The sequence below is a fragment of the Catellatospora sp. TT07R-123 genome, assembly GCF_018327705.1.
GTDB lineage: Bacteria > Actinomycetota > Actinomycetes > Mycobacteriales > Micromonosporaceae > Catellatospora.
Genome location: NZ_BNEM01000001.1, coordinates 2913361 through 2938459, shown reverse-complemented (window position 1 = coordinate 2938459; position 25099 = coordinate 2913361). Strand labels below are relative to the sequence as shown.

The 25099-nt window shown below is 72.6% G+C and carries 21 protein-coding genes; 12 read left to right on the top strand and 9 right to left on the bottom strand.

Annotated elements, in window-relative coordinates:
- Positions 1 to 432 precede the first annotated feature (432 nt).
- From Cs7R123_RS12485 to Cs7R123_RS12470, 4 genes are all read right to left on the bottom strand, one after another.
- The gene (locus Cs7R123_RS12485; RefSeq protein WP_212826238.1) at positions 433 to 972 is read right to left on the bottom strand and encodes an orotate phosphoribosyltransferase; all 540 of its coding nucleotides are present in this window, start codon (positions 970 to 972) and stop codon (positions 433 to 435) included.
- 94 nt (positions 973 to 1066) lie between these two features.
- Positions 1067 to 1819, bottom strand: a complete 753-nt coding sequence (locus Cs7R123_RS12480) for an alpha/beta fold hydrolase (RefSeq protein ID WP_212826236.1) — start codon at positions 1817 to 1819, stop codon at positions 1067 to 1069.
- 123 nt (positions 1820 to 1942) lie between these two features.
- Positions 1943 to 4390 (bottom strand): acyltransferase family protein, encoded by a 2448-nt coding sequence (locus Cs7R123_RS12475; protein WP_212826234.1) that lies wholly within the window; start codon positions 4388 to 4390, stop codon positions 1943 to 1945.
- A complete protein-coding gene (locus Cs7R123_RS12470; protein WP_212826232.1) occupies positions 4377 to 4619 on the bottom strand; it encodes a hypothetical protein in 243 nt (80 codons plus the stop codon). The genes Cs7R123_RS12475 and Cs7R123_RS12470 overlap by 14 nt, the downstream gene beginning before the upstream one ends.
- A gap of 440 nt (positions 4620 to 5059) precedes the next feature.
- Here Cs7R123_RS12470 and Cs7R123_RS12465 point away from each other — a divergent pair, with 440 nt between their 5' ends.
- Positions 5060 to 7180, top strand: coding sequence for an acyltransferase family protein (locus Cs7R123_RS12465; protein WP_212826230.1), 2121 nt, complete (start codon positions 5060 to 5062; stop codon positions 7178 to 7180).
- A gap of 171 nt (positions 7181 to 7351) precedes the next feature.
- A complete protein-coding gene (locus tag Cs7R123_RS12460) occupies positions 7352 to 7810 on the top strand; it encodes a T6SS immunity protein Tdi1 domain-containing protein (protein WP_212826228.1) in 459 nt (152 codons plus the stop codon).
- Between the two features lie 167 nt (positions 7811 to 7977).
- Here Cs7R123_RS12460 and Cs7R123_RS12455 read toward each other — a convergent pair whose 3' ends face one another.
- The 3 genes from Cs7R123_RS12455 to Cs7R123_RS12445 all read right to left on the bottom strand — a co-directional run bounded on the left by Cs7R123_RS12455 (position 7978) and on the right by Cs7R123_RS12445 (position 12900).
- Positions 7978 to 8460 (bottom strand): DUF309 domain-containing protein, encoded by a 483-nt coding sequence (locus Cs7R123_RS12455; protein WP_212826226.1) that lies wholly within the window; start codon positions 8458 to 8460, stop codon positions 7978 to 7980.
- A 114-nt stretch (positions 8461 to 8574) separates the two neighbouring features.
- On the bottom strand, positions 8575 to 9834 hold the full coding sequence (locus Cs7R123_RS12450) for a pyridoxal phosphate-dependent aminotransferase family protein (protein ID WP_244871782.1): 1260 nt from the start codon (positions 9832 to 9834) through the stop codon (positions 8575 to 8577).
- 24 nt (positions 9835 to 9858) lie between these two features.
- Positions 9859 to 12900, bottom strand: coding sequence for a bifunctional diguanylate cyclase/phosphodiesterase (locus Cs7R123_RS12445; RefSeq protein ID WP_212826224.1), 3042 nt, complete (start codon positions 12898 to 12900; stop codon positions 9859 to 9861).
- 347 nt (positions 12901 to 13247) lie between these two features.
- On the opposite strand from Cs7R123_RS12445, the gene Cs7R123_RS12440 reads away from it, so the two are divergent.
- From Cs7R123_RS12440 to Cs7R123_RS12425, 4 genes are all read left to right on the top strand, one after another.
- Positions 13248 to 13880, top strand: a complete 633-nt coding sequence (locus tag Cs7R123_RS12440; RefSeq protein ID WP_212829116.1) for a hypothetical protein — start codon at positions 13248 to 13250, stop codon at positions 13878 to 13880.
- Between the two features lie 149 nt (positions 13881 to 14029).
- Entirely contained in the window at positions 14030 to 14557 is a 528-nt protein-coding gene (locus Cs7R123_RS12435; protein ID WP_212826222.1) for a SigE family RNA polymerase sigma factor, read from the top strand.
- Entirely contained in the window at positions 14554 to 15771 is a 1218-nt protein-coding gene (locus Cs7R123_RS12430) for a hypothetical protein (RefSeq protein WP_212826220.1), read from the top strand. Before Cs7R123_RS12435 ends, Cs7R123_RS12430 begins: the two co-directional genes overlap by 4 nt.
- 234 nt (positions 15772 to 16005) lie before the next feature.
- On the top strand, positions 16006 to 16899 hold the full coding sequence (locus Cs7R123_RS12425; protein WP_244871781.1) for an alpha/beta hydrolase: 894 nt from the start codon (positions 16006 to 16008) through the stop codon (positions 16897 to 16899).
- A 170-nt stretch (positions 16900 to 17069) separates the two neighbouring features.
- Here Cs7R123_RS12425 and Cs7R123_RS12420 read toward each other — a convergent pair whose 3' ends face one another.
- Both Cs7R123_RS12420 and Cs7R123_RS12415 read right to left on the bottom strand, forming a co-directional pair.
- Positions 17070 to 18704 carry a sodium:solute symporter gene (locus Cs7R123_RS12420; protein WP_212826218.1) on the bottom strand — a complete coding sequence of 545 codons (1635 nt, stop codon included), beginning with the start codon at positions 18702 to 18704 and terminating at the stop codon, positions 17070 to 17072.
- The gene (locus Cs7R123_RS12415) at positions 18701 to 18916 is read right to left on the bottom strand and encodes a DUF3311 domain-containing protein (protein WP_244871780.1); all 216 of its coding nucleotides are present in this window, start codon (positions 18914 to 18916) and stop codon (positions 18701 to 18703) included. The genes Cs7R123_RS12420 and Cs7R123_RS12415 overlap by 4 nt, the downstream gene beginning before the upstream one ends.
- Before the next feature lie 202 nt (positions 18917 to 19118).
- On the opposite strand from Cs7R123_RS12415, the gene Cs7R123_RS12410 reads away from it, so the two are divergent.
- From Cs7R123_RS12410 to Cs7R123_RS12385, 6 genes are all read left to right on the top strand, one after another.
- The gene (locus Cs7R123_RS12410) at positions 19119 to 20321 is read left to right on the top strand and encodes an acyl-CoA dehydrogenase family protein (protein WP_244871779.1); all 1203 of its coding nucleotides are present in this window, start codon (positions 19119 to 19121) and stop codon (positions 20319 to 20321) included.
- Positions 20318 to 21433: an acyl-CoA dehydrogenase family protein gene (locus Cs7R123_RS12405; protein ID WP_212826216.1), complete on the top strand. Its 1116-nt coding sequence runs from the start codon at positions 20318 to 20320 to the stop codon at positions 21431 to 21433. Before Cs7R123_RS12410 ends, Cs7R123_RS12405 begins: the two co-directional genes overlap by 4 nt.
- Before the next feature lie 169 nt (positions 21434 to 21602).
- Positions 21603 to 22400: an ABC transporter ATP-binding protein gene (locus Cs7R123_RS12400; RefSeq protein WP_212826214.1), complete on the top strand. Its 798-nt coding sequence runs from the start codon at positions 21603 to 21605 to the stop codon at positions 22398 to 22400.
- Positions 22397 to 23113 (top strand): ABC transporter ATP-binding protein, encoded by a 717-nt coding sequence (locus tag Cs7R123_RS12395; protein WP_212826212.1) that lies wholly within the window; start codon positions 22397 to 22399, stop codon positions 23111 to 23113. Before Cs7R123_RS12400 ends, Cs7R123_RS12395 begins: the two co-directional genes overlap by 4 nt.
- 27 nt (positions 23114 to 23140) lie before the next feature.
- Positions 23141 to 24019: a branched-chain amino acid ABC transporter permease gene (locus tag Cs7R123_RS12390; protein ID WP_212826210.1), complete on the top strand. Its 879-nt coding sequence runs from the start codon at positions 23141 to 23143 to the stop codon at positions 24017 to 24019.
- Positions 24016 to 25074 (top strand): branched-chain amino acid ABC transporter permease, encoded by a 1059-nt coding sequence (locus Cs7R123_RS12385; RefSeq protein WP_212826208.1) that lies wholly within the window; start codon positions 24016 to 24018, stop codon positions 25072 to 25074. The genes Cs7R123_RS12390 and Cs7R123_RS12385 overlap by 4 nt, the downstream gene beginning before the upstream one ends.
- Positions 25075 to 25099 lie beyond the last annotated feature (25 nt).

Below are 25099 nucleotides of genomic sequence, written 5' to 3'. Positions count from 1 at the left end.
ACATCCCCGGGGACGATTCGGGTGCCGGGGGCGGCAGGTCGGCAACCGGGCGACGCGGTAACCCATTAGATATACGCTGCGTAGTCGAAGGGCCTACAGAAAGTAAAAAAATCTTGGGTTTGCCCTGGACGATGGCCAGGTCGGCGACGTAGCGTGATCGGCAGGCACGAAGCTCGAGGAAAGCCCGGAGCTCGAACAACGTTTCGAGGGTCCCGAAGGGCGAGGCCCGGCTGGAAGCTCTTCCGGCTGGTGGCGCCGAGCCGAGTGCCCGGGGGATGGGTGGCACGCCGTTGGGGGACGGCACCACCCGAACAGATGGTGGCCGGTGGCGGCGCTAACGGGGGTGAGCGCCGCCACCGAGCCACCTTTTTCGTGCGTAGGCAAGGGCACCTTCCGATCGCTTTCCGTACCGGAATGGCCCCTTTTCCGCTCTTATGCGTCGCTCGCCGAACGGGCCGCGTCGAGGCTGGTACGGGTGAGCAGGGCCGTCAGGGCGATGCCGTGCCCGGCCAGGGCCGCCGCGCCGCCCTCCTCGCGGTCGATGACGCATACCGCCTGCTCGATCACCGCGCCCAGCTCGCGCAGCTGACCCGTGGAGATGACGATCTGGCCGCCGGAGGTGACCACGTCCTCGACCACGGTCACCCGGCGCCCCGCGACGTCGGCGCCCTCGGTCAGCCGCGCGGTGCCGTACGGCTTGGCGGCCTTGCGGACGAACGCGCACGGCAGCCCGGTGTGCCGCCCGAGCGCGGTGACCACGGCGATCCCGCCCATCTCCAGCCCGGCCAGCACCTGCGTGCCCGCGGGCACCAGCGTGGCCAGCTCGGCGGCCAGGGCGTCGAGCAGCACCGGATCGGCCTCGAACTGGTACTTGTCGAAGTACTCGGTCGCGGTGCGCCCCGACCGCAGCAGGAACTCGCCCTGCAGGCGGCAGCGCCGGTCGACGGCGGCGGCCAGCTCGTCAGTATTCATGGTGATCATCATGCCAGCCGCCCCGGGCGGCGCCGCCGGCCGTGCAGGGCTTCAGCGGGCGCCGCCGGCCGTGCGGGGACTCCCGCAGGCGCCGTCAGCCGTGCAGGAACTCCAGCAGCAGCGGGTTCAGCGCGGCCGGGTCCTCCAGGCTGGGCAGGTGGCCGGCCCAGTCCAGCGCGAGGTGCCGGGCTCCCGGGATGTGCGTAGCCAGATGCTCGGCGGTCTGGGTGAAGAAGTCCACGTCGTGGGCGCCGGAGACGACCAGGGTGCGCGCCGTCACCGCGCCGAGGTCGTGGTCCTGATCGGACCGGCCGTGGTCGGCCCCGCCGAGCTGCACCTCGAAGTTGTGCAGCTGCATCGCGGTGACGAGCTCGCGGGTGGCCGCGTCGGCGCGCGGGCCGACGAACAGGGCCAGGTTCAGCGCCGTCGCCCCGGCCAGGTCACCGGCCTCGACCAGCTTCTCCTCCTGCTCGGAGAAGGCCTCGATGGCCGCGGTCGGCTCCTGGCCGCGCCGCGCCGCGCACAGCAGGGCCAGCGTGGTGACCCGGTCCGGCCAGCGGGCGGCGACCTCCTGCGACACCCGGCCGCCGTACGACGCCCCGACCAGCGCGAACCGTTCGATGCCGAGCGAGTCGAGCAGGGCGATCACGTCCTCGGCGTTGTTGTACGGCCCGGTCGGGTACGCCGAGTCGCCGAAGCCGCGGAAGTCGGGCGCCAGCACCCGGTATCCGGCCGCCAGCAGCGGTTCGCGCTGCGGCTGCCACATCCGCCGGTCGCACACCGAGGAGTGCAGCAGTACGACGGTCTCGGCCCCGTCGGGCCCTTCAAGATCATATGCAAGAGGCATGCGGCCGACCCTACCGGCGCGCACCAGCCCCGGCGCCGTCATTTCGCGCCCGGGGGCGCGCGATGATCGTCGTCTGCGGTCGGAAACCGGCCCCACGCAACGGTTTCCGACCGCAGACGACGATCACCCCCACCCCACCGGCGAGTCGGAGGTCACGGGAACCAGGGTCGCCCCGGGGACGGGTGCGCGGCCGCGTACGGTCGGGGCGCCGAGGACGGACAGGACCATCGTCTGGTCCGGTTCGGGGGCGGGCGCGATGACCGCGACCACCTCCCGGTGGTGCCGCCCGACCCGCGGCCGCAGCCGCATCCCCTGCCGGGGCAGGTCCTCGACCCAGCCGACCAGCCAGCACACCGTGCCGATGAGCAGGCACGACAGGAACAGCTTCAGCGCGATCGCGAGCGGCTCGTTGTTCAGGCTCCACACGTGCGACTTCTCCAGCAGCAGGATCGCGGTCATCACCGCGAGCTGGTGCCACAGGAACATGGTCAGCGACCGCCCGCTGATCCACTCGATCAGCCGCCGGAACCGGGTGCGGGCCGCCAGCCAGGTCAGCTTCGGGTCCCAGTGCAGCATCGGCACGATGAACGCCGCGCACCACAGCAGCTGCCCGACCGGGCTGGCCTGTAGCAGCCCCCGCTCGGGCGGGAACGCCTGCAACCAGGCCAGGGCCGTGCCGACCAGGAGCCCGGCCAGCCCGAGCACGATGCCGCGCCGTACCCGCTGGAGCCGACCGGTGGCGTGCCAGTAGCCGAGCACCCAGCACGGCGCGTAGATGCCCAGCGTCTGCATGACGTCGCCCAGCCACGAGCTGAACCCGATGTGCGGGGCCACCAGCAGCAGCGCCGCCGGGGCGAGCGTGGTGAGCACGGGGCGGCGGCGGTAGCAGTACCACAGCAGCGGCGCGAGCAGGGTCAGCCACAGGTAGGTGCGGATGTACCAGAGCACGCCGGTGATGGGCACGGCCCAGTCGTTGCCCGGCGGGTCCGACAGCGGGAAGACCCACGCGAGCACGGCGGTCTCGTTGAAGGGCCGCGCGTCGCGGCCGTCCCACCCCATCACCCACATCAGGGGTACGAGCACGAGCCCGGCCGCCCACACCGCGGGCATGACCCGGCGCCACCGGCTCCAGATCGCGATCTCCGGCCGGTCCTTCGCCTTGATCATCGACCGGGCCATCAGTGATCCGGCCAGGGCGAACATCACGCCCATCGACGGCAGCGCGAATCCGAGCCAGGCGAACCCGGTGGCGTGGAAGGCCACCACCCGCACCATCGCCAGCGCCCGCAGCAGGTCGAGGTAGAACAGCCGCCCGCTGCTGACCACGACCGGCTCCAGTTCGGGCCGCGACCCCTGCTTGGCCTCGTTGCGGGTCTGCCACGACTTGTGGCGCAGGTTCATCAGCCCGGCCAGCACCGCAGGACCGACCACCACCAGCTGGAACACGTACAGCGCGGGGGTCAGGAACAGCCAGGTGGTGAACCGCTCGCCCAGCGGCACGCCTTTGCGGTCGAACAGGTAGATGGTGGTCTGCGCGTACAGGAAGACGACCCACAGCCCGACGCCGACCCACGGCACCCGCCACTGCGCGAACGGGAACACCATCAGCGCGCCCAGGATGAAGATCGGGGCCAGGCACATCAGCACGAAGTCGAACGTGCGCAGCCAGAACGACCAGCCGCTCAGGTACCGGATGTCCAGCGCGGTCACCCGGTAGTAGTCGCGCGCCCAGCGGATGCGCTGCCGGAACAGGTCCGGGGCGTTGTCGGGCACGGCGGTGTGCACGATCGCGTCGGCGACCGCGGCGGTGGTGCCGCGCCGCTGCGCGAAGTGGGTCAGGTGCCGGTCGTCGGCGACGCCGCGGCGCAGGTACTCGGTGAGGTTGTCCATGACGACCTCGGACCGCCACACCGCCAGCGCGCCGGAGGCGGTGAAGATGTCGCCGGTGGCCGACAGCCCGTCCCGGATCACCAGGCAGCTGTGCAGGTAGTGCAGGTCGGTGACCTTGGTGATCAGGTTCTCGGCCCGGTTCATCGCGTACACCACGCCGGTGACGCCCTGGATCTTCGGGTCGGCGAAGCGGCGCAGGCAGCGCTCCACGGCGTGCCGGTCCACCACCGAGTCGCTGTCGACGGTGACCACGAAGTCGAAGTTCTCCAGCTCGGCCGCCAGCGCGGTGGCCTGGGCGTGGTGCTTGCCGCCGTTCTCGCGCTTGTGCCAGATCACCCGGGCGTGCTGGAACGGCGGCAGCTCCGAGGCCGACCCGTCGTCCACGACGTGGATCACGTCGGGCACCACCGTCCCGTTGAGCAGGCTGCGGACGGTGTCGTGCAGCATCTCCGGGTCCTCGTTGTACGCCGGCACCACCGCGATGATCCGTCCCTGCGGCAGCGGCAGGTTCCGGTGGCGCCGCAGCAGGCCCGCGACCAGGATGCCCAGCGAGTACAGCAGCACCACCAGCGACAGGATCCGCTCGGCGGTGTCGACCCCGACCAGCTTCACGTAGGCGACGGTCACGGCGGCGCAGGCACCCGCCGCCGCGAACCGCGCCCACTGGCTACCAGCGCGCACCGGGGCCCCGTCCATCCGGCCGGACGCGGGCCCGGCCCACGGCCCGGTGCCGCGCGGGCGGCCGCGCCGTGATCACCGCCCGCTCGCGCTGGCTGTACATGCGCAGCAGCACCACGCCGACCAGCACCGCGCTCAGCGCGGCCGAGATCACTTTGAGTACGACACCGGGCGCGAGCAGCATGCTCACGCCCGTCACCGGCAGGATGTGCTGGCTAGAGCCGAACGCCATCGAGAGGCTCCCCTGTGCGGACGCGCCGGGGGAAGCGGCGCGTCGATGTTGGTCCGTAGTGGACCTGCGGAATCTATCGGCGACAACGATGCGAAAAGGCCCTGCGACAGGGTGTGGCGAGACGATCCATGCGTCGGGATTAGGTCACTCATAGGCGCGTGAACAACGTGAGGTACCGGTACCGGGTTGGCCGAACGGCTGAGTGTCGAACTTGCGGCGAACCGGCCATCGACCTCTGTTGACGTACGGTGTCGGGTTGCGGTCAGTGGCATGTGGATGGTGGTCGCGACTCATCCGGAATCCATTGCCCGACTGGACTAACCCCATCGGGCGGAACTTCTGGCGAATGCGATTTCGGGCGGCTTTTCGCACGTCCTGCCGGTGCCGTCCGCTGATAGCCATCGTGACGTCCACCGCCCCGCCGCACCGACAGGAACGCGATGACCGCCACCGTGTACGAAGCCCCGCCCGCGCCCGATCCGGCGCCCGCGCCGACACGCCCGCGGCGGCCGGACCGGCAGCCCGCCTTCCGCCCCGACGTCGAGGGGCTGCGGGCGCTCGCCGTCACCATCGTGGTGCTGTTCCACGCCGGGGTCGGCGTGCTGTCCGGCGGCTACGTCGGCGTCGACGTCTTCTTCGTCATCTCCGGGTTCCTCATCACCGGCCACCTGCTCAAGGAGGTGCGCCAGACCGGCACCATCTCGATCACCGGCTTCTACGCCCGCCGGGCGCTGCGGCTGCTGCCCGCGGCCACCTTCACCGCCGCGGTCACGGTCATGGCGGCGTGGCTGTGGCTGCCGCCGGTGCGGTTCGCCCAGATCGCCGGCGACGCCCTGGCCACCACCTTCTACGGCATGAACTACCGGCTCGCCGTCCAGGGCACCGACTACCTGGGCGCGGCGCAGACCCCGTCGCCGCTACAGCACTTCTGGAGCCTCGCCGTCGAGGAGCAGTTCTACGTGGTGTGGCCGCTGCTGGTCATCGCCGCGGTGCTGCTGACCCGGCGGCGCCCGCACCTGCGCGGGCGGGTCGTGCTCGCCGTCTTCGGCCTCATCGCGGTGGTGTCGTTCGGGTTGTCGGTGTGGCAGACGGGCGTGTCGGCGCCGTGGGCGTACTTCGGGATGCAGACCCGGGCCTGGGAACTGGCCGCGGGCGGGCTGGTCGCGGCGACGGCGCACCGGTGGGAGCGGCTGCCGGTGCGGCTGGCCGTGGTGCTGCGCTGGCTCGGCCTGGCCGGGATCGTCACCGCCGCGCTCGCGTTCACCGAGGCCACGGCCTTCCCCGGGTACGCCGCGGCGCTGCCGGTGCTGGCGACCGTGCTGGTGCTCGGCGCGGGCTGTGCGCACCCGTGGTCGGCGGTGCTCAGCCTGGCCCCGGTGCAGCTCACCGGGCGGCTGTCGTACGGCTGGTACCTGTGGCACTGGCCCGTGCTGATCATCGCGCCGTACGTCCTCGGCGAGCTGCCCACCGGCAAGCTGGTCGTGCTCGCCGGGCTGTCGTACCTGCTGGCCGCCGCGACCCTGCGCCGGGTCGAGGACCCGGTGCGTTCGGCGCCCCGGCTGCGCCGCCGCCCCTGGCACGGCATCGCGCTCGGGGTCGGGCTGTCGTCGGTGCTGGCCGCGGCCGCCGTGGCGGCGCCGGTGCTGGTGCCGCCGTCCACCACGGGCACCGGCACCGCGCTGGACATGTCCGCCGCGCTGCGCGACGCCACCGGCGCCGAGCGCGAGCTGATCAACGCGGTCGCCGCCGCCGCGGACACCACCACCGTGCCCGCCAACCTGACCCCGGCCGTGGAGCATGCCGAGGTCGACGTGCCGCAGCTCTACCGCGACGGCTGCGACCCGGCGTTCACCGAGTCCGACGTGCGCAAGCCCTGCATGTACGGCGACACCTCCGGGGCGGTCACCATGGTGCTGTTCGGCGACTCGCACGCCGGGCACTGGTTCCCGCCGCTGGAGCAGATCGCGAAGGACCGGGGCTGGCGGCTGGCCGTGGTCACCAAGTCGGCCTGCTCGGCCGCGTCGACGCTGATCTACATGCCGAACCTGAAGCGCGACTACACCGAGTGCGTGCAGTGGCGCGACGCGGCGGTGGAGTACATCCGCTCGCTGCACCCGGCGCTGGTGGTGATGTCGTCCAACGGCAACGGCGACGCCGTGGACGTCGGCGCCGACCAGGCCGCGGGCTGGGCCGGGGCCTGGCGCAAGACGTTCGCCCGGCTCGCCCAGCCCGGCACCCGGCAGGTGCTGATCAGCGACACGGCCTGGCCCGCCGGAGACGCCCCCGAGTGCGTGTCGGCCCATCTGACCAGCGTCGACTTCTGCCACCGGCCGACCCAGGCCGCAGTGGGCGACGGCAAGCGCCGCGCGATGGTCGCCGAGGCCGCCCGCCTCGACGGCGTCACCGTGATCGACCCGCTGCCGTGGCTGTGCACCCAGGTGCGCTGCCCCGTCATCGTCGGCAACACCCTGGTCTACAAGGACAACAGCCACCTAACCGCCACCTACGCCCGCCTCCTAACCCCCGTCCTAGCCCCCCACCTCCCCCTCCCTACCCCCTGACCCGCCGCCGCCCCACCGGGCGCTCGCACCAGGGCAAGATCGCCGGTTGCGGTCGGAAGGCGGTCTTCAGAGCCACGCCGTGACCCGAAACGCCGATCTTCACGCGTTTCGGAGGCGGCCCGGAGGGCGGTGGCGGGTGCGGGTGGGGAGCGGGGTGGGGATAATGCCTGGATGCAGCTGACCAAGACGTTCACCGACGAGCAGTACGCGCGGGCCCTGGAGTCGTGGGCCTGGCTCGACCTGGCCGGGCGCAAGCCGGTCTTCACGTCGCTGTTCGGCGACGTCTTCCTGGCCGGCACCGACGGGGTCAGCTACCTCGACGTGATCGAGGGCCGCCTGCTCACCGCCGTATGGCCGACCGGCGCCGACCTGGAGGCGTCGCTGAACACCGAGGAGGGCGAGGACCGCTACCTGCTCGGCGGCCTGGCCCTGGGCGCCCAGGCCCGCGGCCTCACGCTCGGCCCCGACCAGGTCTTCACGTTCATGCCCCCGCCGGTGCTGGGCGGCAAGGTGGGCCTGGAGACCATCGAGGTGGCCGACTTCGTCATGGCCGTGGACATCGCGGGCCAGATCCACGACCAGGTCCGGGCCATGCCCCCAGGCGCGTCGATCAACATCAAGATCGCCTGACCGCGGCTCCTCACCCCGAGCAACCGCGAGGACATCTCCCGCGCTTCGCCACCGCCCCACCCGTTTCTCATAGACGTTGGCCTATGACATCGATTGGGCGTAGATCCTTCTCGACGTCATAGGCCAACGTCTATCAAGAACGGGTGGGGTGCGGCCGGGGCGGCGGGTCAGGTGATCAGGTGTGGGGTGAGGTCGGGGTCGGCGAGGGTCGGCAGGGTGGCCGGGGTGATCCTGGTCGACAGCGTCTTCGCCCAGGTCGCGAGCTCCGCGGCGGCGATGCCGTACGGCGCCCGGTCGCGGTATCCCGCGATCCGGTCGGCCGCCCGGTCGAGCAGCCGGGCGGCCCCGGCGGCGTTGCCGCGCCGGGCGTGGGTTAGCCCGACCGCCAGCTGCGCCAGCCCCCGCCACAGCTCCCGCTCCGGCTCCGGCGCCGCCTTCCACGCCGCCTCCAGCACCTCGTGCGCGTGGAACGCGTGCCCCGCGTCGAGCAGCCGCTGCGCCTGCGCCAGCGACTCGGCGGGGGACAGGTGCAGGTCGTCAGGTGTGGTCGCCATGCCCTGCGCCCCGCGCGGCAGCGGTCGTCCCAGCTCGTCGCGGGGTCGGGCGTTGCGGGGACGTCCAGCGTCGTCGCGGTCGCGTCGTTCGGCCATACCCCCATCTTGGCGCCCGCGCCCCCACCCCTCGAAGTTGCCCGGCAATCGGGCGTATCTTGGCCGTTCTTTCCCCCGATTGCCCGGCAACTTGGCTGATCTTGGGTGGGCGGGTCAGGGCTGGGCGGGGCGGAGGGCGTGGCGGGAGGCGAGGTCGGAGAGGACCGCGTTGAGGGCGTCGACCTGCTCGTGGGTATGCGCCGAGGTCAGCTGGAGCCGGAAGCCGACCTGGCCGCGGGGCACCAGCGGGTACGCGGCGAGCGTGACGTAGACGCCGCGCCGCCACAGCAGGTCGGCGACCTCGGCCAGGTCGTACCCGTCGGCCAGGGGCAGTTCGAGCACCGGCGTGCCGTGCCGGTTGGGCGTGTGCACGCCCAGGTCGCGCAGGTGGTCGAGCACCCGCCTGGTCAGCTCGTAGAGGTGGGCGCGCAGCGTCTCGCCGCGCTTGGCGTTGACGTCGAACCCGGCCAGCACCCCGCCCAGCGACGCGGTCGGCGACGGCCCGGAGTAGAGGTACGGCGGCGCGGCGAGCTTCAGGTGCTCCTTCACCGCCGTCGGCGCCGCCACGAACGCCAGCAGCGCCGAGTACGCCTTGGAGAACCCGCCGATCAGCACCAGGTTGTCGTAGGTCTCCCCGCAGTGGCGCACCACCGCGTTGCCGCGCGAGCCGTACGGGCTGCTCTCGTCGCCGCCGCGCTCGCCGATGACGCCGAAGCCGTGGGCGTCGTCGACGTACATGAGGGCGTCGTGCTCGCGGCAGATCGCGGCCAGGGCGGGCAGGTCGGGCACGTTGCCGGTCATGCTGTTGACGCCGTCGAGGCAGACGACGCGGGGCCGGTCCGGGTCGGCCGAGCGCAGCAGCCGCACCAGCTCGTCGGGGTCGCTCATGTGCCAGCGGTAGAGCCGGGCGCCCAGGCCCCGGGCGTACGCGCCGCCGTCGTAGATCGTCTTGTGCGCGTTGGCCTCGACGAAGACGGTGCCGCCGTCGACCAGCGCGGGCAGCACCGACATGTGGATGTGCGTGATCGTCGGCAGGACCAGCGTGTCCGGGGCGCCGAGCAGCTCGGTCAGCCGCTCCTCGATCTGCGGGTAGAGGGACGGGTTGCCCAGCAGCCGGGACCAGCCGGGGTGGGTGCCCCAGCGGCGCATGGCGGCGGCCGACGCCTCGATGATCTCCTCGTCGAGGTCGAAGCCGAGGTAGTTGCAGGAGGCGTAGTCGACCAGCCAGTGGTCGCCGATGCGGATGCGGCGGCCGTCGACCTCCTCGATCACCGCGTCGTACATGCGGGTGCCGGCGCGCAGCCGGTCGAGCTGGTCGGTCGAGGGCACGCGGTGGGCGTCAGGGATGTGGACTCCGGATGATGCGGGACTCACGCGCGTCTCCCTACTGCTCGTCCGTCAGGCCGGCACGTGCTGGGCGGTCATGAACTTCAGGGCGTCCTCGCTGGTCAGCGGCCGGGCGAACAGGAAGCCCTGGCCGTACCGGCAGCCGATGCGCGACAGCAGGTCACGCTCGACGGTGCGCTCGATGCCCTCGGCGATCACCTGGAGGCCGAGCGTGTGCGCCAGCCGCACGATGCCGTCGACCAGCGCCGCCTGCTGCGCCGAGGACGCGATGGTGCTGGTGAACAGGCGGTCGATCTTGACCACGTCCAGCGGTACGTGGCGCAGGTAGCTCAGTGAGGAGTAACCGGTGCCGAAGTCGTCGATGGCCACCCGGACCCCGGTGGTGCGCAGCTCGGTCAGGTCCTCCCAGACCTGGTCGTCGTCGCGCAGCAGCAGGCTCTCGGTGATCTCCAGCATGAGCTGGTGCGGCGGCAGCCCCGCGTCGGTGAGCGCGTCGTGCACGCTCGCCACGAACCCCGGCGCGCGGAACTGCCGGGCCGAGACGTTGATGCTGACGTACGGCGAGTCGGCCCCCGCCTCGCGCCGCCACCGGGCCGCCTCGCAGATCGCCTTGCGCAGCACCTGGTCACCGATGGACACGATCTGGCCCGACTCCTCGGCCACCTCGATGAACTCGCCGGGCAGCAGCCGCCCCCGGGTCGGGTGGTACCAGCGCACCAGCGCCTCATACCCGGAGGTGATGCCGGTGCGCAGCTCCACGATCGGCTGGAACTCCAGCGTGAAGGACTGGTCGGCGATGGCCTGGTCGAGCTCGGTGCGCAGCTCCAGCCGCTCCACGATCGCGGTGTGCAGTTCCGGCAGGTAGCGGCGCCACTGGCCCTTGCCCTCGCCCTTGGCGACGTACAGCGCCATGTCGGCCTGGCGCAGCAGGTCCTGCGCGTTGCCCGCGTCGGCGCTGGTGGAGATGCCGATGCTGGCCATGCCCGAGACCATCCGGTTGTCGATGGTGAACGGCTCGCTCAGCGCCGCCACGATCCGCCCCGCCACCTCGTCGATGGTCGCGGCGTCGTGCGCGCCCTCGATCAGGGCCGCGAACTCGTCGCCGCCCAGCCGTGCGGCGATGTCGTCGGCGCGCAGCACCTCGCCCAGCCGCTCGCCGACCGCCCGCAGCAGCTGGTCGCCGTGCTCGTGGCCGAGGGTGTCGTTGACCACCTTGAAGTCGTCCAGGTCGATGAAGAGCACGCCGACCACGGTGCCGTCGTGCTCGGCGCGGGCGATGGCCTGCGAGATCCGCTCGGAGAAGCGGACCCGGTTGGCCAGCCCGGTCAGCGAGTCGTGGTACGCCAGGTGGGTCAGCTCCGCCTCCAGCCGCCGCTGGTCCGTGACGTCGCGCAGGGTCACCACCAGGCCGCCGACCGTCGGCTCGTCGCGCAGGTCGCGGCAGGAGACCTCGACGCGCACCGAGGTGCCGTCGGGGCGGCGCACCGTCCAGTCGGCGGTGTCGACCGCCTCGTCCTCGGCCGCGGCGAGGGCGAGCAGGTCGGTCACGAGGGTGTGGTGCGGGCTGTCGACCAGTTCGCCCAGGTTCTTGCCGTCGAGGTCGGCGATGCCCAGCACGGTGGGCGCGGACGGGCTGGCGTACCGGATGCGCCCGCTGTCCGGTTCCACGATCAGGATCACGTCCGCGGTGTTGTGCACCAGGGTGCGGAAGTACTGCTCGCTGTTGTGCCGGGTGATCTCGATGTTGAGCACGATGCGCTCGATGGCCAGCGCGGCCTGCGAGGCGACCACCTCCATCGGCAGCTGGAGGTAGCTCAGCGACATCTCGTCGCTGGCGAGCAGCAGCACGCCGATGTTCGGGTCGCCCATGGGCCGGTCGTCCAGGGCCAGCGGGCACAGCAGCGTGATCTCGTAGTCGCCCAGCTGCGACGCGAGCTCCGGCGGCAGCGAGCGGGTGAAGCGCATCCGCGAGCCGGTGGCCGGGGTCGGCGGGAACAGCTCCGGCTCGCTGCCGTCGTTCATGACCATGACCGCGCGGTACGACGTGCCGGACGGCAGCAGCCGCTCCGCGGTGCGCTTGAGCACCCAGGTGACCCCGTCGACGGTGGTGGCCGACATCAGCGCGGCGTTGCTGGACCGGATGCCCGCGGTGCGGATGGTGTTGCCGCGGTAGCTGTTGATCACCCCGAACAGCCGGATCATCGCCAGCAGGAACGTGGCCACCACGAACGCCACGATCACCATCGGGTACTTCAGCCGTCCCTGGCCCACCCCGTAGATCAGGACGATCAGCGGGACCAGGACGAAACCGGTCAGCAGCACCTGGTGGAAGGTGGTCATCTCGCGCGGGCGGACGACGCGGGGCGTGGTCAGGTCGGCCATCGACGGGTGCAGCCCGGCGGCGCCCCAGCAGGCGTAGAAGACGATCCAGCCCAGGTCCACCGGGCCGCCGACGCGCCAGAGGCCGTGCAGCTGGACCAGGCCGTAGAAGACGTCGGCGGTGAGCAGGCCGATCGAGCCCGCAGTGAGCAGGGCGACGGCCGGGCTGAACGGCACCACGGCGATCAGCCGGCCCACCGTGGCCAGCAGCAGGATGTCGCCCAGCGGGTAGGCCACCGACACCAGGCGCTGGCTCATGGTCAGTTGCTCGTTGAGGATCTGCGGGCTGATCAGGAAGATCCACGAGAGCAGGCCGAGCCCGGCCGTGACGATCATGGCGTCGAGCGGCACGGTGCGGTCGCGGCTGGCCGCCCCCGCCTTGGACAGGCCCAGCATGCCGATCGTGACCAGCGGATACATGGCCAGGTAGAGCATGTCCGACAGCGAGGGGAAGGGGTTGACCTCCCCGTACAGGTCGGTGAGCACGTTGTAGAGGGTGTCGCCCACGCACAGCAGGGCCATGCCGAGCATCAGCCACAGCCAGGGCGCCCAGCGGCGCGGCCGGTAGCGGACGATGCCGTAGACGATCGCCCCGACCCCGCTGAACCCGATCAGGCTCCAGATCAGGATGTGCTGGTCCGGGAACCGGTAGAAGGCAGCGGCCAGGAGCGCCATCCAGGCGCCGTACCAGGCCATCACCTTGCGGGCGGACACGCTCCTCCTTCCGGCGCGGCCAGGCCGGGTCCTGCCAGGCCCGAATTCACCGATTATGACACGTTTTCATATACGTTATCGCGATCCGAAGGGATACGCCGGTGATATGCGAGGTTGTCGACGCGATTTGTCGGGTTCAACCCGATCGTCCAGCCTCGAAATGACCCTGTGTAATCGCCGTCTGGCATGAAGTGATCATGCCTGAGACCTGCTTCACAAGGGGTACCCATCCGACATGTCGGACCTGCACTCTTGGTTGCAGCACTTCGTACGTGAACGCACTTCGTACGTGACACCCAACGAAGGGATCTCCACCCGTGGTCAACGTCGACCTGATCCGCAAGCACATGCCCGCCGTCAAGCGCGCGAGCGTTCGCGCCGTTCTTGCCGCGACCGGCATGGCCGTGCTGACCGGCTTCGCCGCTCCGGCGACCGCAGCGCCGCAGGCCAACGACGCCAAGCCCGTCGTGAAGTCCGAGCAGACCCAGACTCACAAGAAGGCCAAGAACGTCAAGGTGCCGACCGCCGCCGACCTGATGCCGCTGGGCGTCGACGCGGAGCAGACCGCGTTCGCGCCGACCGCCGAGCAGAAGGCCAACGCCGAGGCGATCATCAAGGTCGGCCAGGACATGAAGCTTCCGCCCCGCGCGTGGGTGATCGCCCTGGCGACCGCCGCGCAGGAGTCGACCCTGAACAACCTGGGTAACCTGGGCGACCAGAACGACCACGACTCGCTGGGCCTGTTCCAGCAGCGTCCGTCGGCCGGCTGGGGCACCCCGGACCAGCTGACCACCCCGGAGTACGCCGCCCGTGCCTTCTACCAGGGCCTGGTCAACGTGCCCGGCTGGCAGGACATGGCGCTGACCGACGCCGCGCAGGCCGTCCAGGTCTCGGCGTTCCCGTTCCACTACGCCAAGTGGGAGAAGCTGGCCGCCAACCTGGTGCTGGCCAAGTACGGCAAGGGCCCGCTGGCCGGCTGACGACCTGCCCATCCCTGAAACACCCCAATACACCCCTCGCGAGAGCCCCCGGGAAACCGGGGGCTCTCGCGTGTCGTTTTCCAACCTCGCCGGACGCCGCCGCCGTGAAGGAGGGACGTGAGTAGCGTTCGGCCGACGGAAGGGCGGCGATGGTGGACGACGACGGATTCCGCGACTTCGTGCACGCGAGGATGAAACGGCTGTCACGGTTGGCTTACCTGCTGACCGGCGACTATCACGGCGCGGAGGACCTGCTGCAGACCGCGCTGGTCAAGCTGGCCGCGAAGTGGCCCGCGGTGGCGCGGGCGGGCGAGCCCGACGCGTACCTGCGCAGGATCCTCTACAACGAGCACGTGTCCCTCTGGCGGCGCAGCCGCCACCTGCGCAACGAGTACTCCGCCGAGCGCCTGCCCGAGCGGGCGTCCGGCACCGACGTGGCCGCCAGCACAGTGCGCCGGGTGCTGCTGGAGCAGGCGCTGGCGAAGTTGAGCCGCAAGCAGCGCGCGGTGATCGTGCTGCGCTTCTTCGAGGACCTGTCCGAGGCCGACGCCGCCGCCGCGATGGGCGTGTCGGTCGGCACGGTCAAGAGCCAGACGTCGTACGCCCTGGGCAAGCTGCGCGAGCTCGCCCCCGAACTGCACGTGCTGATCCGCGAGCCGCAGGAGGTGCGGGCATGAGCGACCTGAGGGAACTGCTCGACGACATCGCCGACCGCGCCCCGGCCCTGGACCTGGCCGAGCGGGCCCTGCACCTGGGCAGGCGCCGCCGCCACCGGCGCCGTGCCGGGGGCGTGGCGGCCGCCGTGCTCGCGGTCGCGCTGGTCGCGGGGGTCAGCCTGTGGCCCCGCGGCACCCACCAGGCCGTCGAGCCGCTGGCCCCGTCCCCGTCGGCGGCCCCGGCCGCACCCCCGGCCCTGCCCGCGTCCTGCACCGTGGCCCGCCTGCCGCTGCCCGCGGGGCTGCGCGGCGGCGCGGCGGGCACCGTCGACCCGACCGGCCGCTACGTGATCGGGTCGGCGATCCTCAGCGTCACGCAGACGGCACTGCTCTACTGGGACGGCGACAGCGTCCGGCGCGTCCCGCTGGCCGGCCAGTCGCAGCGGTTCGTCGACGTCAACGCCGCCGGCACGGCCGTCGCCACGACGGTGCTGAACGAGCGTGAGGAGACGGCCTGGCTCTACCGCGACGGCAGGATGACCAGGCTTAAGGGGTCCGACGTGTCGCCGGTCGGCATCAACGGCAGCGGCGTGGTCGTGGGTAACGCGCTCGTCGAGGGGAAGGGGCTCGACTTCCCGAAATCGCAGCCCGTACGGTGGCTGACCCCGGACGCCGACCCCGAGCCCCTGCCGCAGCCGCCCGGCCACTGGCCGACCGGCGCGGGCGTGATCGGGATCGACGACGACGGCACCGTGCTCATGCAGGTCGGCGGCAATACCGACAGCCACTCGTTCGCGCTGCGCCCCGACGGATCATGGCAGGAGCTGAAGCCGTCACTGACCATCGACGGCCGCCACGGTATCGGCGCGTACGGATCCGACATCCGCAACGGCTGGGTCGTCGGCGAGATGTTCTTCGACGGCCCGCTGCCGTCGCGGGGCGGACCGAAACTGGCGTTCGTCGTCTGGAACCTGCGCACCGGGGAGGTCCACGACCTGCCGTCCGGGCTCTGGCATGACGTGGTGAACGCCCGGGGCTGGACGACCAGAGGCGTCGGCGGCCCGGCGCTCGCGTCAGCCGGGAGCCTGCTGCCCCTGCCGGTCCCGCCGGAGACGAGGATGCCCGACTTCTATCCCGAGGCCTCCGGCCTCAGCGACGACGGCCGGGTGCTGGTCGGCGGCCTCCAGCTGCGCATCAACGAAGACGGCATCCCCCTGCGCTGGCGCTGCTCCTGAGGCGGCGCTGCTGAGGGAAGGGCACCTTCGTCGGCTCGCGTCGGCGAGACGAGCAGTAGCTCAGCTCGCATCGCGCAGCAGAAGGTGCCCTTCTCGACCCCCGCGTGCGGGGCGCGTACCCATCCGATACGGGCGATTGTACCGATGCGCCGGGAGTGCCCGACCGCAAAGACTGGCGGCTGTCAATGCGGACCGGAGCCGCCCGGCGGTTCCATCGTGGATGGAGGCATCCCCGTGCAGTCAACGCAACCAGGTACGCGCCGCTCCCTCGGCGTACGGGCCCTGCTCGCGCTCACCTTCGCGCTGGTGGCGGGCGTCGCCGCCGCGGCACCGGCGCAGGCCGCCGACAACCCGTACGAGCGCGGCCCCGCCCCCACCAACGCCAGCATCGAGGCCGCCCAGGGCCCGTTCGCCACCTCCTCGGTCAGCGTCTCCCGGCTGTCGGTCACCGGCTTCGGCGGCGGCGTGATCTACTACCCGACCACCACCGGCGCGGGCACCTTCGGCGCGATCGCGCTGTGTCCTGGCTACACCGCGAGCTGGTCCAGCATCAGCTGGCTCGGCCCGCGCCTGGCCTCGCAGGGCTTCGTCGTCATCGGCATCGAGACCAACTCCGTGTACGACCAGCCCGACAGCCGCGGCCGCCAGCTGCTGGCCGCGCTGGACTACCTGGTCGGCTCCAGCGCGGTCCGGTCCCGGGTGGACTCGTCGCGGCTGGCGGTCGGCGGCCACTCGATGGGCGGCGGCGGCACCCTGGAGGCGGCCCGGTCCCGGCCGTCGCTCCAGGCCGCGGTGCCCCTGGCGCCGTGGAACCTGACCAAGTCGTGGTCGACGCTGAGCGTGCCCACGATGATCATCGGCGGGGAGAGCGACACGGTCGCACCGGTGTCGTCGCACTCGATCCCGTTCTACAACAGCATCCCGAGCTCGACGGAGAAGGCGTATCTGGAGCTCAGCGGCGCCAGCCACTTCTTCCCGCAGGTGTCGAACACGACCGTCGCGAAGTACATGATCTCCTGGTACAAGCGCTTCGTGGACAACGACACCCGCTACGACCAGTTCCTCTGCCCGGCCCCGAGCGGCTCGTCGATCGAGGAGTTCCGCGTCACCTGCCCACTGGTGGGCTGACCTCCTCGGCCGTTCCACCCGCCCCGCCACTCTCGGGCGGCCAGCCCCGCACGCCCCGTTTTCCACAGACGTTGGCCTATCTCATCGAGTAAACGGAGATCGTTCTCGATGAGATAGGCCAACGTTTATGAAAAACGGGGTGGGAGCGGGGGCGGGTGGGACGGTCGGGGTCAGCGGGCGTGGGCGGGGGTACGGGCGCTGCGCCCGTCGATCAGGTCCTCCGCCCGCCCGGCCGCCCCGTCGCCCGCATCGGCGTGGTAGTCCTCCGGCCGCGTCAGATCCGCCCCCGCCGGCACCCGCAGCCCCCGCAGCACCACCGTCGCACCCACCACCACCAGCAGGTTCACCGCCAATGCGAGCACCCCCACATACACCGCCCCGCCCCACCCGAGCCCCAGCTCCGACAGCGGCAGGTTCGACCCGCCGAAGTGCGCCCTGACCACCGCCCCGTCCGCCCCCCGCTGCGGCACCCGCCACAGCAGCAGCACCCCGGCCGCCAGCCCCGACAGCAGCCCGCCGATCAGCGCGAACCGGTGGAACCAGGCGGTCCACAGCCCGAGGACCACCGCCGGCACCGTCTGGAGCACGATCACCCCGCCGACGAGCTGCAACTCCACCGAGAACCGGGGGTCGAGCAGCACGATGAAGGCCAGCGCGCCGACCTTGGCCAGCAGTGACACCCACCGGCTGACCAGGGCCTCCTCGGCCGAGCTCGCACGCGGACGCAGGTATTCCCGGTAGACGCCCCGGGTGAACAGGTTCGCCGCGGCGATGGACATGACCGCGGCCGGGATGAGCGCGGCGACGGCGATGGCGGCGTACGCGATCCCGGCGCACCAGGCCGGGAACGCCTCGTGGAACAGCTGCGGCACGACGGTGTTGAGGTCGCCGCCGACCGGCCGCACGCCCTGGCCGATGGCGAAGAAGCCGAGCAGCGCCAGCAGGCCCAGGGCCAGGCAGTAGACGGGCAGGGCGGCGGTGTTGCGCTGCACGGTGGCCCGGTCGCGGGCGGCCAGGATGCCGGTGAGCGCGTGCGGGTACGCGAAGATCGCCAGCGCCGACCCGAGGACCAGCGTGAGGTAGCCCGGCGCCCCGCCCTGGGGCAGCAGCAGCCCGGTGGCGGGGGACAGGTCGCCGTCCAGCCGCGTCGCCGCGCCCCGGAACGTCGCCGTCCAGCCGCCGGACATGGCGATGAGCAGGGCCACCGACAGCAGCAGCCACAGCAGCAGCGCGTCCTTGGCGATGGACAGCAGCGCCGGGGCGCGCAGCCCGGCCCGGAAGGTGCACGCCGAGGCGACGCCGACGGCCAGCAGCAGCGGCCACTCGCCGGTCACGCCGAGCGTCTTCAGCATCGCCTGCAACGCGATGAGCTGCACCGCGATGTAGGGCAGCGTGGCCACGATGCCGGTGGCGGCGACCAGCGCAGCGAGGCTGCGCGAGCCGAACCGGGCGCGGGCGAACTCGGCCGAGGTGACGAAGCCGTGCGCGTGCGACACCGACCAGGTGCGGGTGCTGATGACGTACGCCATGGGGGCGGTGACGATCGCGAAGGGCACCGCGAAGAAGCCGACCGCGCCGGCGCCGTACATCAGGGCGGGCACGGCGATGTAGGTGTACGCGGTGTACATGCTGCCGCCGAGCAGGAACCAGGTGACCCAGTTGCCGAACGCGCGGCCGCCCACGCCCCACTCCTCCAGCGAGTGCGGGGTGTGCGGGCGCCGCCAGCGCGCGGCGTAGAACCCGAGCAGCAGCATCAGCGCGAGCAGGGCGGCGAAGACGCCGATCTCCAGTTGCCGGTCGGTCATCGGCGCCGCCCCTTGGCCGCCTGGTACACCACGGTGATCACGAGCATGGCCAGCAGCGCGTCGGCGAGCTGGTACCAGTAGAAGAACGGCATGCCCCACAACCGGGGTTCGGCGCGGTTGTAGAGCCCGACCGGCAGCGGCGCGAGCACCGGGACCAGTAGCAGCAACTGCCAGGCGCGCCCCCGGCGGGCGGATCCGGGACGGTCGACCACGGTGGCTCCTCTCAGGACGGATCGGGACGCAGGGTGATCAGCGCAGTGTCGGCCGGTAGCGGGGCCGCGACATCGGCGAAATCACCGGTCTGCCGTACTGCCTGGTGAAGGCCGGTATGCCGGGGCGGCTCGGGGCTTCCCAGGCGGCGGCGCCTGCCCTATATTGCACTCGCAGTGCAAATTCTTCGAAGGCGGGGTATGCGTGGACGACACGGTCACCGACGGCGAGGCGCGCCGCCGGGTGGAGCGGTTCCTCGCCGCGCAGCCGATCCCGGCCCCGGGCGACGACGACGGCCGTCTGGCGTTCCTGCGCGCCCGCTTCGACGCGGGCCTGGCCTGGCTCCACCACCCGGTCGGGCTGGGCGGCCTGGCCGCCGCCCGCGAGCTGCAACCGGTGGTCGACGGGCTGTTCGCGGCGGCGGGCGCGCCCGACAACACGCCCCGGCGCATCGGCATCGGCCTCGGCATGGCCGCGCCGACGATCCTGCGGCACGGCACCGCCGATCAGCGTGAGCGCTTCCTGCGTCCGCTGTGGACCGGCGAGCAGCTCTGGTGCCAGCTGTTCAGCGAGCCCGGGGCCGGGTCGGACCTGGCCGCGGTGGCGACCCGGGCGGTGCGCGACGGCGACGGCTGGCTGGTCACCGGCCAGAAGGTGTGGACCTCGATGGCGCACCGGGCGCGCTGGGGGATCCTGCTCGCGCGGACCGACCCCGACGTCCCGAAGCACCGGGGCCTGACCTACTTCGTCTGCGACATGCACGCCCCCGGCGTCGAGGTGCGGCCGCTGCGGCAGCTCACCGGCGAGGCCGAGTTCAACGAGGTGTTCCTGACCGGCGTGCGGCTGGGCGACGAGCTGCGGCTGGGCGAGGTCGGCCAGGGCTGGGCGGTGGCGCGCACGACGCTGATGAACGAGCGGGTCGCCATCGGCGGCGCGCCCGTGCCGCGCGAGGGCGGGCTGGTCGGCCTGCTCGCCGACACCTGGCGCAAGCGCCCTGAGCTGCGCACCCCGGCCCTGCACGACGAGCTGCTGAAGCTGTGGGTGCGGGCCGAGGCGGCCCGGCTCACCGGCGTACGGCTGCGCCAGCAGCTGGCCGCGGGCGAGCCCGGCCCGGAGGGCTCGGCCGTGAAGCTGGCCTTCGCCGGCCTGGCCCAGCAGCTGAGCAGCCTGGAGGTGGAGCTGCTCGGCGAGGCCGGGCTGCGCCACGACAGCTGGGAGTTCAGCCGCCCCGAGGTCGTCGACTTCACCGGCCGGGGCGCGACCTACCGCTACCTGCGGGCCCGGGGCAACTCGATCGAGGGCGGCACCTCGGAGATCCTGCGCAACATCGTCGCCGAGCGGGTGCTCGGCCTGCCCGCCGAGCCCCGCACCGATCTGGACGCCACGTGGAAGGACCTGCCCCGATGAGCCTGGACCTGCGCTACGGCGAGGTGGAGGAGCAGCTGCGCGCCTCGGTGCGCGCGGTGCTGGCCGACCACTGCCCGCCGTCGGCCGTGCTGGCGGGCCTGGAGCAGCCCGGTCCGGCCGACCCGCGCCTGTGGCGGCTGCTCGCCGTCGAGCTGGGCCTGGCCGGGCTCGCGGTGCCCGAGCACCTGGGCGGCGCGGGCGCGGGCCCGCGCGAGCTGGCCGTGGTGCTGGAGGAGCTGGGCCGCGCGGTCGCGCCGGTGCCGTACCTCGGGACGGCCGGGACGGCGGTCGCCGCCCTGTCGGTCTGCGCCCAGGTGCCGGAGGCGGCGCGGCTGCTGACCGCGATCGCGGGCGGCGCGGTGGTCGCGCTGGCGGTGCCGTTCAGCACCGCGCCGGGCGGCAGCCTGGTCACGACGGTCGCCGCGACCGGGGACGTGCTGGCCGGGACGGTCACCAGCGTCGCCGACGCGCTCGGCGCGGACGTGCTGCTGGTGCCCGCCGCCTCCGGCCTCCAGACCGGCCTGTACGCGGTGGACGCCGCCGCGCCCGGGGTGCGCCGGGCCGCCGTGGTGTCGCTGGACCAGACCCGGCCGCTGTGCGACCTGACCCTGTCGGCGGTGCCCGCCCGGCCGCTGGCGCTGGGCGCGACCGCCGCGGCCGCCATGTGGGCGGCGCTGTTCACCGGGGCGGCGCTGCTCGCCTCCGAGCAGCTGGGCGTCGCGCAGTGGTGTCTGGACGCGACCGTCGCACACCTGCGCGAGCGGCGGCAGTTCGGGCGGGTGGTCGGGTCGTACCAGGCGCTCAAGCACCGCCTGGCGGACCTGTGGGTCGAGCTGGCCCAGGGCCGCGCCGTGGCCCGCTACGCCGCGGCGTGCGCGGCGGCCGGGGACCCCGACGCGTCGGTGGCGGCCGCGCTGGCGCAGGCGCACTGCTCGCCGCTGGCGGTACGGGCCGCCGAGGAGTGCGTGCAGCTGCACGGCGGGATCGGGTTCACCTGGGAGCATCCGGCCCACCTCTACCTGAAGCGGGCCCGCAGCGCGGCGCTGGCGCTGGGCGGCGCGGGGCGGCACCGGGCGCTGCTGGCGGAGCTGGTCGACCTGCCGCCGGGCTGATCTTCATGCACCGCTGATGCGGTTAGATCGCCGGTCGAGCCGTCCGGCTGCCAGCTGAGCAGCGGCGATGACGGCACTGTAACGAAGCTATTGACGAGACGTTGCACAAACATACACTCCAAGTGTAATTAGTTGATCCCTTCCGGCCCGCGTCCACATTGAGGTGACGATGACACCGCCCGACGAATCAGCAGGTCTGGCCCTGCGCGGCATCACGGTGCGGTTCGGCGGCCTGACCGCGCTGGACGACGTGTCCCTGCGCGTGCCGCCCGGCCGGGTGGTCGGCGTGATCGGCCCCAACGGCGCCGGCAAGACCACCCTGTTCAACGTGGTCTGCGGCCTGGTCCGGCCCACCGGCGGCACGATCGCCCTGGACGGCACACCGCTGATCCCGCGCCCGCACCGGCTGGCCCGCCTCGGCATCGCCCGCACCCTCCAGGGCGTCGGCCTGTTCAAGGGCATGACGGTGCTGGAGAACGTGATGACCGGCGCCGGGCACACCGCGCGCGCCGGGTTCTTCTCCGGCCTGTTCGGACTGCCGCGCGGCGACCGCGACGAGCGGCGGCTGTGCGAGGAGGCGCTGTCGCTGCTGGACCGCTTCGGCGTCGCGGAGCACGCGGACGCCCTGCCGGGCACGCTGCCGTACGCGGTCGGCAAGCGCGTCGCGCTGGCCCGTGCCCTGGCCGCCCGCCCGCGCCTGCTGCTGCTGGACGAGCCCGCGGGCGGCCTCGGGGCGGGCGACATCGAGGAGCTGGCCGAGGTGATCACCGGCCTGCCGGCCGCGAGCGGCTGCGCGGTGATGCTGGTCGAGCACCACATGGACCTGGTGATGCGGGTCTGCGACCGGATCGCGGTGCTCGACTTCGGCCGCCTGCTGGCCGAGGGCACCCCGGCCGAGATCCGCGACGACCCCGCCGTGGCCGAGGCCTACCTCGGCGCGGCGGTCGAGGAAGGGGCGCAGGCGTGAGCGAGCTGCTGCGGGTCGAGGGCCTGACCGCCGGGTACGGCGCCGCGCCGGTGCTGCACTCCGTCGACCTGACCGTGCCCGCCGGGACGATCACTGCGGTGCTCGGCGCCAACGGCGCGGGCAAGACGACGCTGCTGCGTACGCTGTCGGGCCTGGTGCGGCCGTCGGCCGGGCGGGTGCTGCTGGACGGGCGGCCGCTGACCGGCGTCGCCGTGGAGAAGCTGGTGCGCCTGGGCATGGCGCACGTGCCCGAGGGCCGGGGCGTGGTCGCCGAGCTGACCGTCGAGGAGAACCTGCGCCTGGGCGGCCTGTGGCGCCGCGACCGCGCCGACGCGAACAAGGCCCTGGCCGAGGTGTACGAGCTGTTCGAGCCCCTGGCCCAGCGCCGCCGCAGCGCCGGGCACCAGCTGTCCGGCGGCGAGCGGCAGATGCTGGCGCTGGGCCGCGCCCTGGTGGCCCGGCCCCGGCTGCTGCTGCTCGACGAGCCGTCGCTCGGCCTGGCCCCCAGGGTGACCGCGCAGATCATGGCGCTGCTGCGGCAGCTGCGCGACCGCACCGGGCTGACCGTGCTGCTCGTGGAGCAGAACGTGCGCAGCGCGCTGTCGGTCGCCGACACCGGCGTGGTCCTGGCGCTGGGCCGGGTGGTGGCCGCGACCGGCGCCGACCGGCTGCGCGACGACGAGGAGCTGCGCCATGCGTACCTGGGTTTCTGACCGTCCGACCCCGAGGGGAGGTGCCTGGTGGACCGGTTCGTGTTCCTGACCTTCGACGGCCTGTCCAAGGGTGCGGTGCTGGCGGCGTTCGCGCTGGCACTGGTGCTGATCTGGCGCGCCGCGCGCATCGTCAACTTCGCCCAGGGCGCGATGGCGGTGGCCGCCGCGTACGCCGCGTACAGCGTCACCGCCGCGACCGGGTCGTACTGGCTGGGCCTGCTGGCCGCGCTGGCCGGCGGGCTGCTGCTCGGGGCGCTGGTCGAGCGGGCCGTGATGCGGTTCGTGGACCACCGCTCACCGCTGGCCGAGGTGATCGTCGCGCTCGGGCTGGTGCTGGTGGTGCAGGCCGGACTGGGCATGGTCTACGGCAACGAGTTCCGCGCCGTGGCGACCCCGTTCAGCCGCACCGCGCTGGAGGTCGGCGGCATTCCGCTGCTGTCGCGGCACGACCTGTTCGTCTTCGGCGCGGTGCTGCTGGTGCTGCTCGGGCTGGCGCTGCTGTTCACCCGTACCGCGATCGGCCTGCGCATGCGCGCCGCGGCGTTCGCGCCGGAGGTGTCGCGGCTGCTCGGGGTGGACGTCGGCGGCATGCTGACGCTGGGCTGGGCGCTGGCCTCGGCCGTCGGCGCGCTGGCCGCGATGCTGGTGCTGCCGACCGAGCTCGGCCTGCACCCGCACGCGATGGACCTGGTCTTCGTCTCGGCGTTCACGGCGGCGGTCGTCGGCGGGCTGGACAGCCCGCCCGGCGCGGTCGTCGGCGGGCTGTCGGTCGGGCTGATCCTGTCCTACGTCAGCGGCTACCTGGGCAGCGACGTCACCCCGATGGCGGTGCTGGCGCTGCTGCTGGTGGTGCTGCTGGTCCGGCCCGGCGGCCTGTTCGCGGCGACCGCGGCGAGGCAGGCGTGACCCGGCTGCGCGCCCTGCTGGGCGCTTCCACGCTGCTGCGGCACCTGGTGCTGACCGCGCTCGCCGGGTTCGCGCTGTACCTGCTGACCCTGGAGCTCGACCCGTTCCGCAATTTCCAGCTGGCCACGGTCGCGGCGTACCTGTGCGCCACGGCGGGGCTGACCGTGCTGACCGGGCTGAGCGGGCAGCTGTCGCTCGGGCACGGGGCGCTGATGGCGGTCGGGGCGTACACCGTCGCGCTGTGCCAGAACGCGCTGGCCGAGCACGACGTCACCGGCAACGGCGTGCTGCCGCTGTCGCTGCTGGCCGGGGTGCTGGTCACCATGGCCGCGGGCGCCGTGATCGGGCTGGCCGCCGCGCGGCTGCGCGGGCCGTACCTGGCCGGCGTCACCCTCGCGGTGGCGGTGGCGGTGCCCGCCGCGACGGTCACCTTCGCCGAGCTGTTCAACAGCGAGCAGGGCCTCGGCGTGTACGTCGAACCCCCGCCCCCGGCGCTCGGGCCGTACTTCCCGAACGAGCGCTGGCAGGCGTGGCTCGCCCTGCTCGGTGCCCTGCTGACCATGCTGCTGCTGGCGAACCTGACCCGCGGCCGGTTCGGCCGTACGCTGCGCGCCGTCCGCGACGACGAGGTGGCCGCGCGCCTGTCCGGCATCGACGTGGCCCGTGCCCAGGTGCTGGCGTTCGTGGTCAGCGCGGCCGGGGCGGGCCTGGGCGGCGGGCTGCTCGCCGTGCTCGCCCAGAGCGTGTCACCGGGCGCCTTCTCGCTGACGCTGTCGCTGTTCCTGCTGATGGCGGTGGTCATCGGCGGGCTGGGCAGCCTGGCCGGGGCGGTCTGGGGCGCGCTGCTGCTGGTGGCGCTGCCGGACCTGGCACACGAGCTGAGCAGCGGCCTGGTCGCCTCCTCGCCCGGCGCGGCGCAGCGGCTGGAGGGCAACCTCCCGCTGGCCGTCTTCGGGCTCACCCTGATCGTCGTCATGATCGCCCTGCCGGACGGGGTGCAGGGCCTGCTGCGCCGCCTGTCCGGCCGGGCCCGGCGGCGCCTGCCGAGCCGCTGACCCCGACGTTCCCGCTCATCCGGCA

Bases quoted from the DNA above. Each gene is read 5' to 3' on its own strand.
- Cs7R123_RS12460 (WP_212826228.1), top strand. From the start codon at position 7,352: ATGCAGCTGACCAAGACGTTCACCGACGAGCAGTACGCGCGGGCCCTG.
- Cs7R123_RS12480 (WP_212826236.1), bottom strand. From the start codon at position 1,819: ATGCCTCTTGCATATGATCTTGAAGGGCCCGACGGGGCCGAGACCGTC.
- Cs7R123_RS12430 (WP_212826220.1), top strand. From the start codon at position 14,554: ATGAGCGACCTGAGGGAACTGCTCGACGACATCGCCGACCGCGCCCCG.
- Cs7R123_RS12465 (WP_212826230.1), top strand. From the start codon at position 5,060: ATGACCGCCACCGTGTACGAAGCCCCGCCCGCGCCCGATCCGGCGCCC.
- Cs7R123_RS12420 (WP_212826218.1), bottom strand. From the start codon at position 18,704: ATGACCGACCGGCAACTGGAGATCGGCGTCTTCGCCGCCCTGCTCGCG.
- Cs7R123_RS12455 (WP_212826226.1), bottom strand. From the start codon at position 8,460: ATGGCCGAACGACGCGACCGCGACGACGCTGGACGTCCCCGCAACGCC.
- Cs7R123_RS12435 (WP_212826222.1), top strand. From the start codon at position 14,030: ATGGTGGACGACGACGGATTCCGCGACTTCGTGCACGCGAGGATGAAA.
- Cs7R123_RS12470 (WP_212826232.1), bottom strand. From the start codon at position 4,619: ATGGCGTTCGGCTCTAGCCAGCACATCCTGCCGGTGACGGGCGTGAGC.
- Cs7R123_RS12400 (WP_212826214.1), top strand. From the start codon at position 21,603: ATGACACCGCCCGACGAATCAGCAGGTCTGGCCCTGCGCGGCATCACG.
- Cs7R123_RS12485 (WP_212826238.1), bottom strand. From the start codon at position 972: ATGAATACTGACGAGCTGGCCGCCGCCGTCGACCGGCGCTGCCGCCTG.
- Cs7R123_RS12405 (WP_212826216.1), top strand. From the start codon at position 20,318: ATGAGCCTGGACCTGCGCTACGGCGAGGTGGAGGAGCAGCTGCGCGCC.
- Cs7R123_RS12440 (WP_212829116.1), top strand. From the start codon at position 13,248: ATGCCCGCCGTCAAGCGCGCGAGCGTTCGCGCCGTTCTTGCCGCGACC.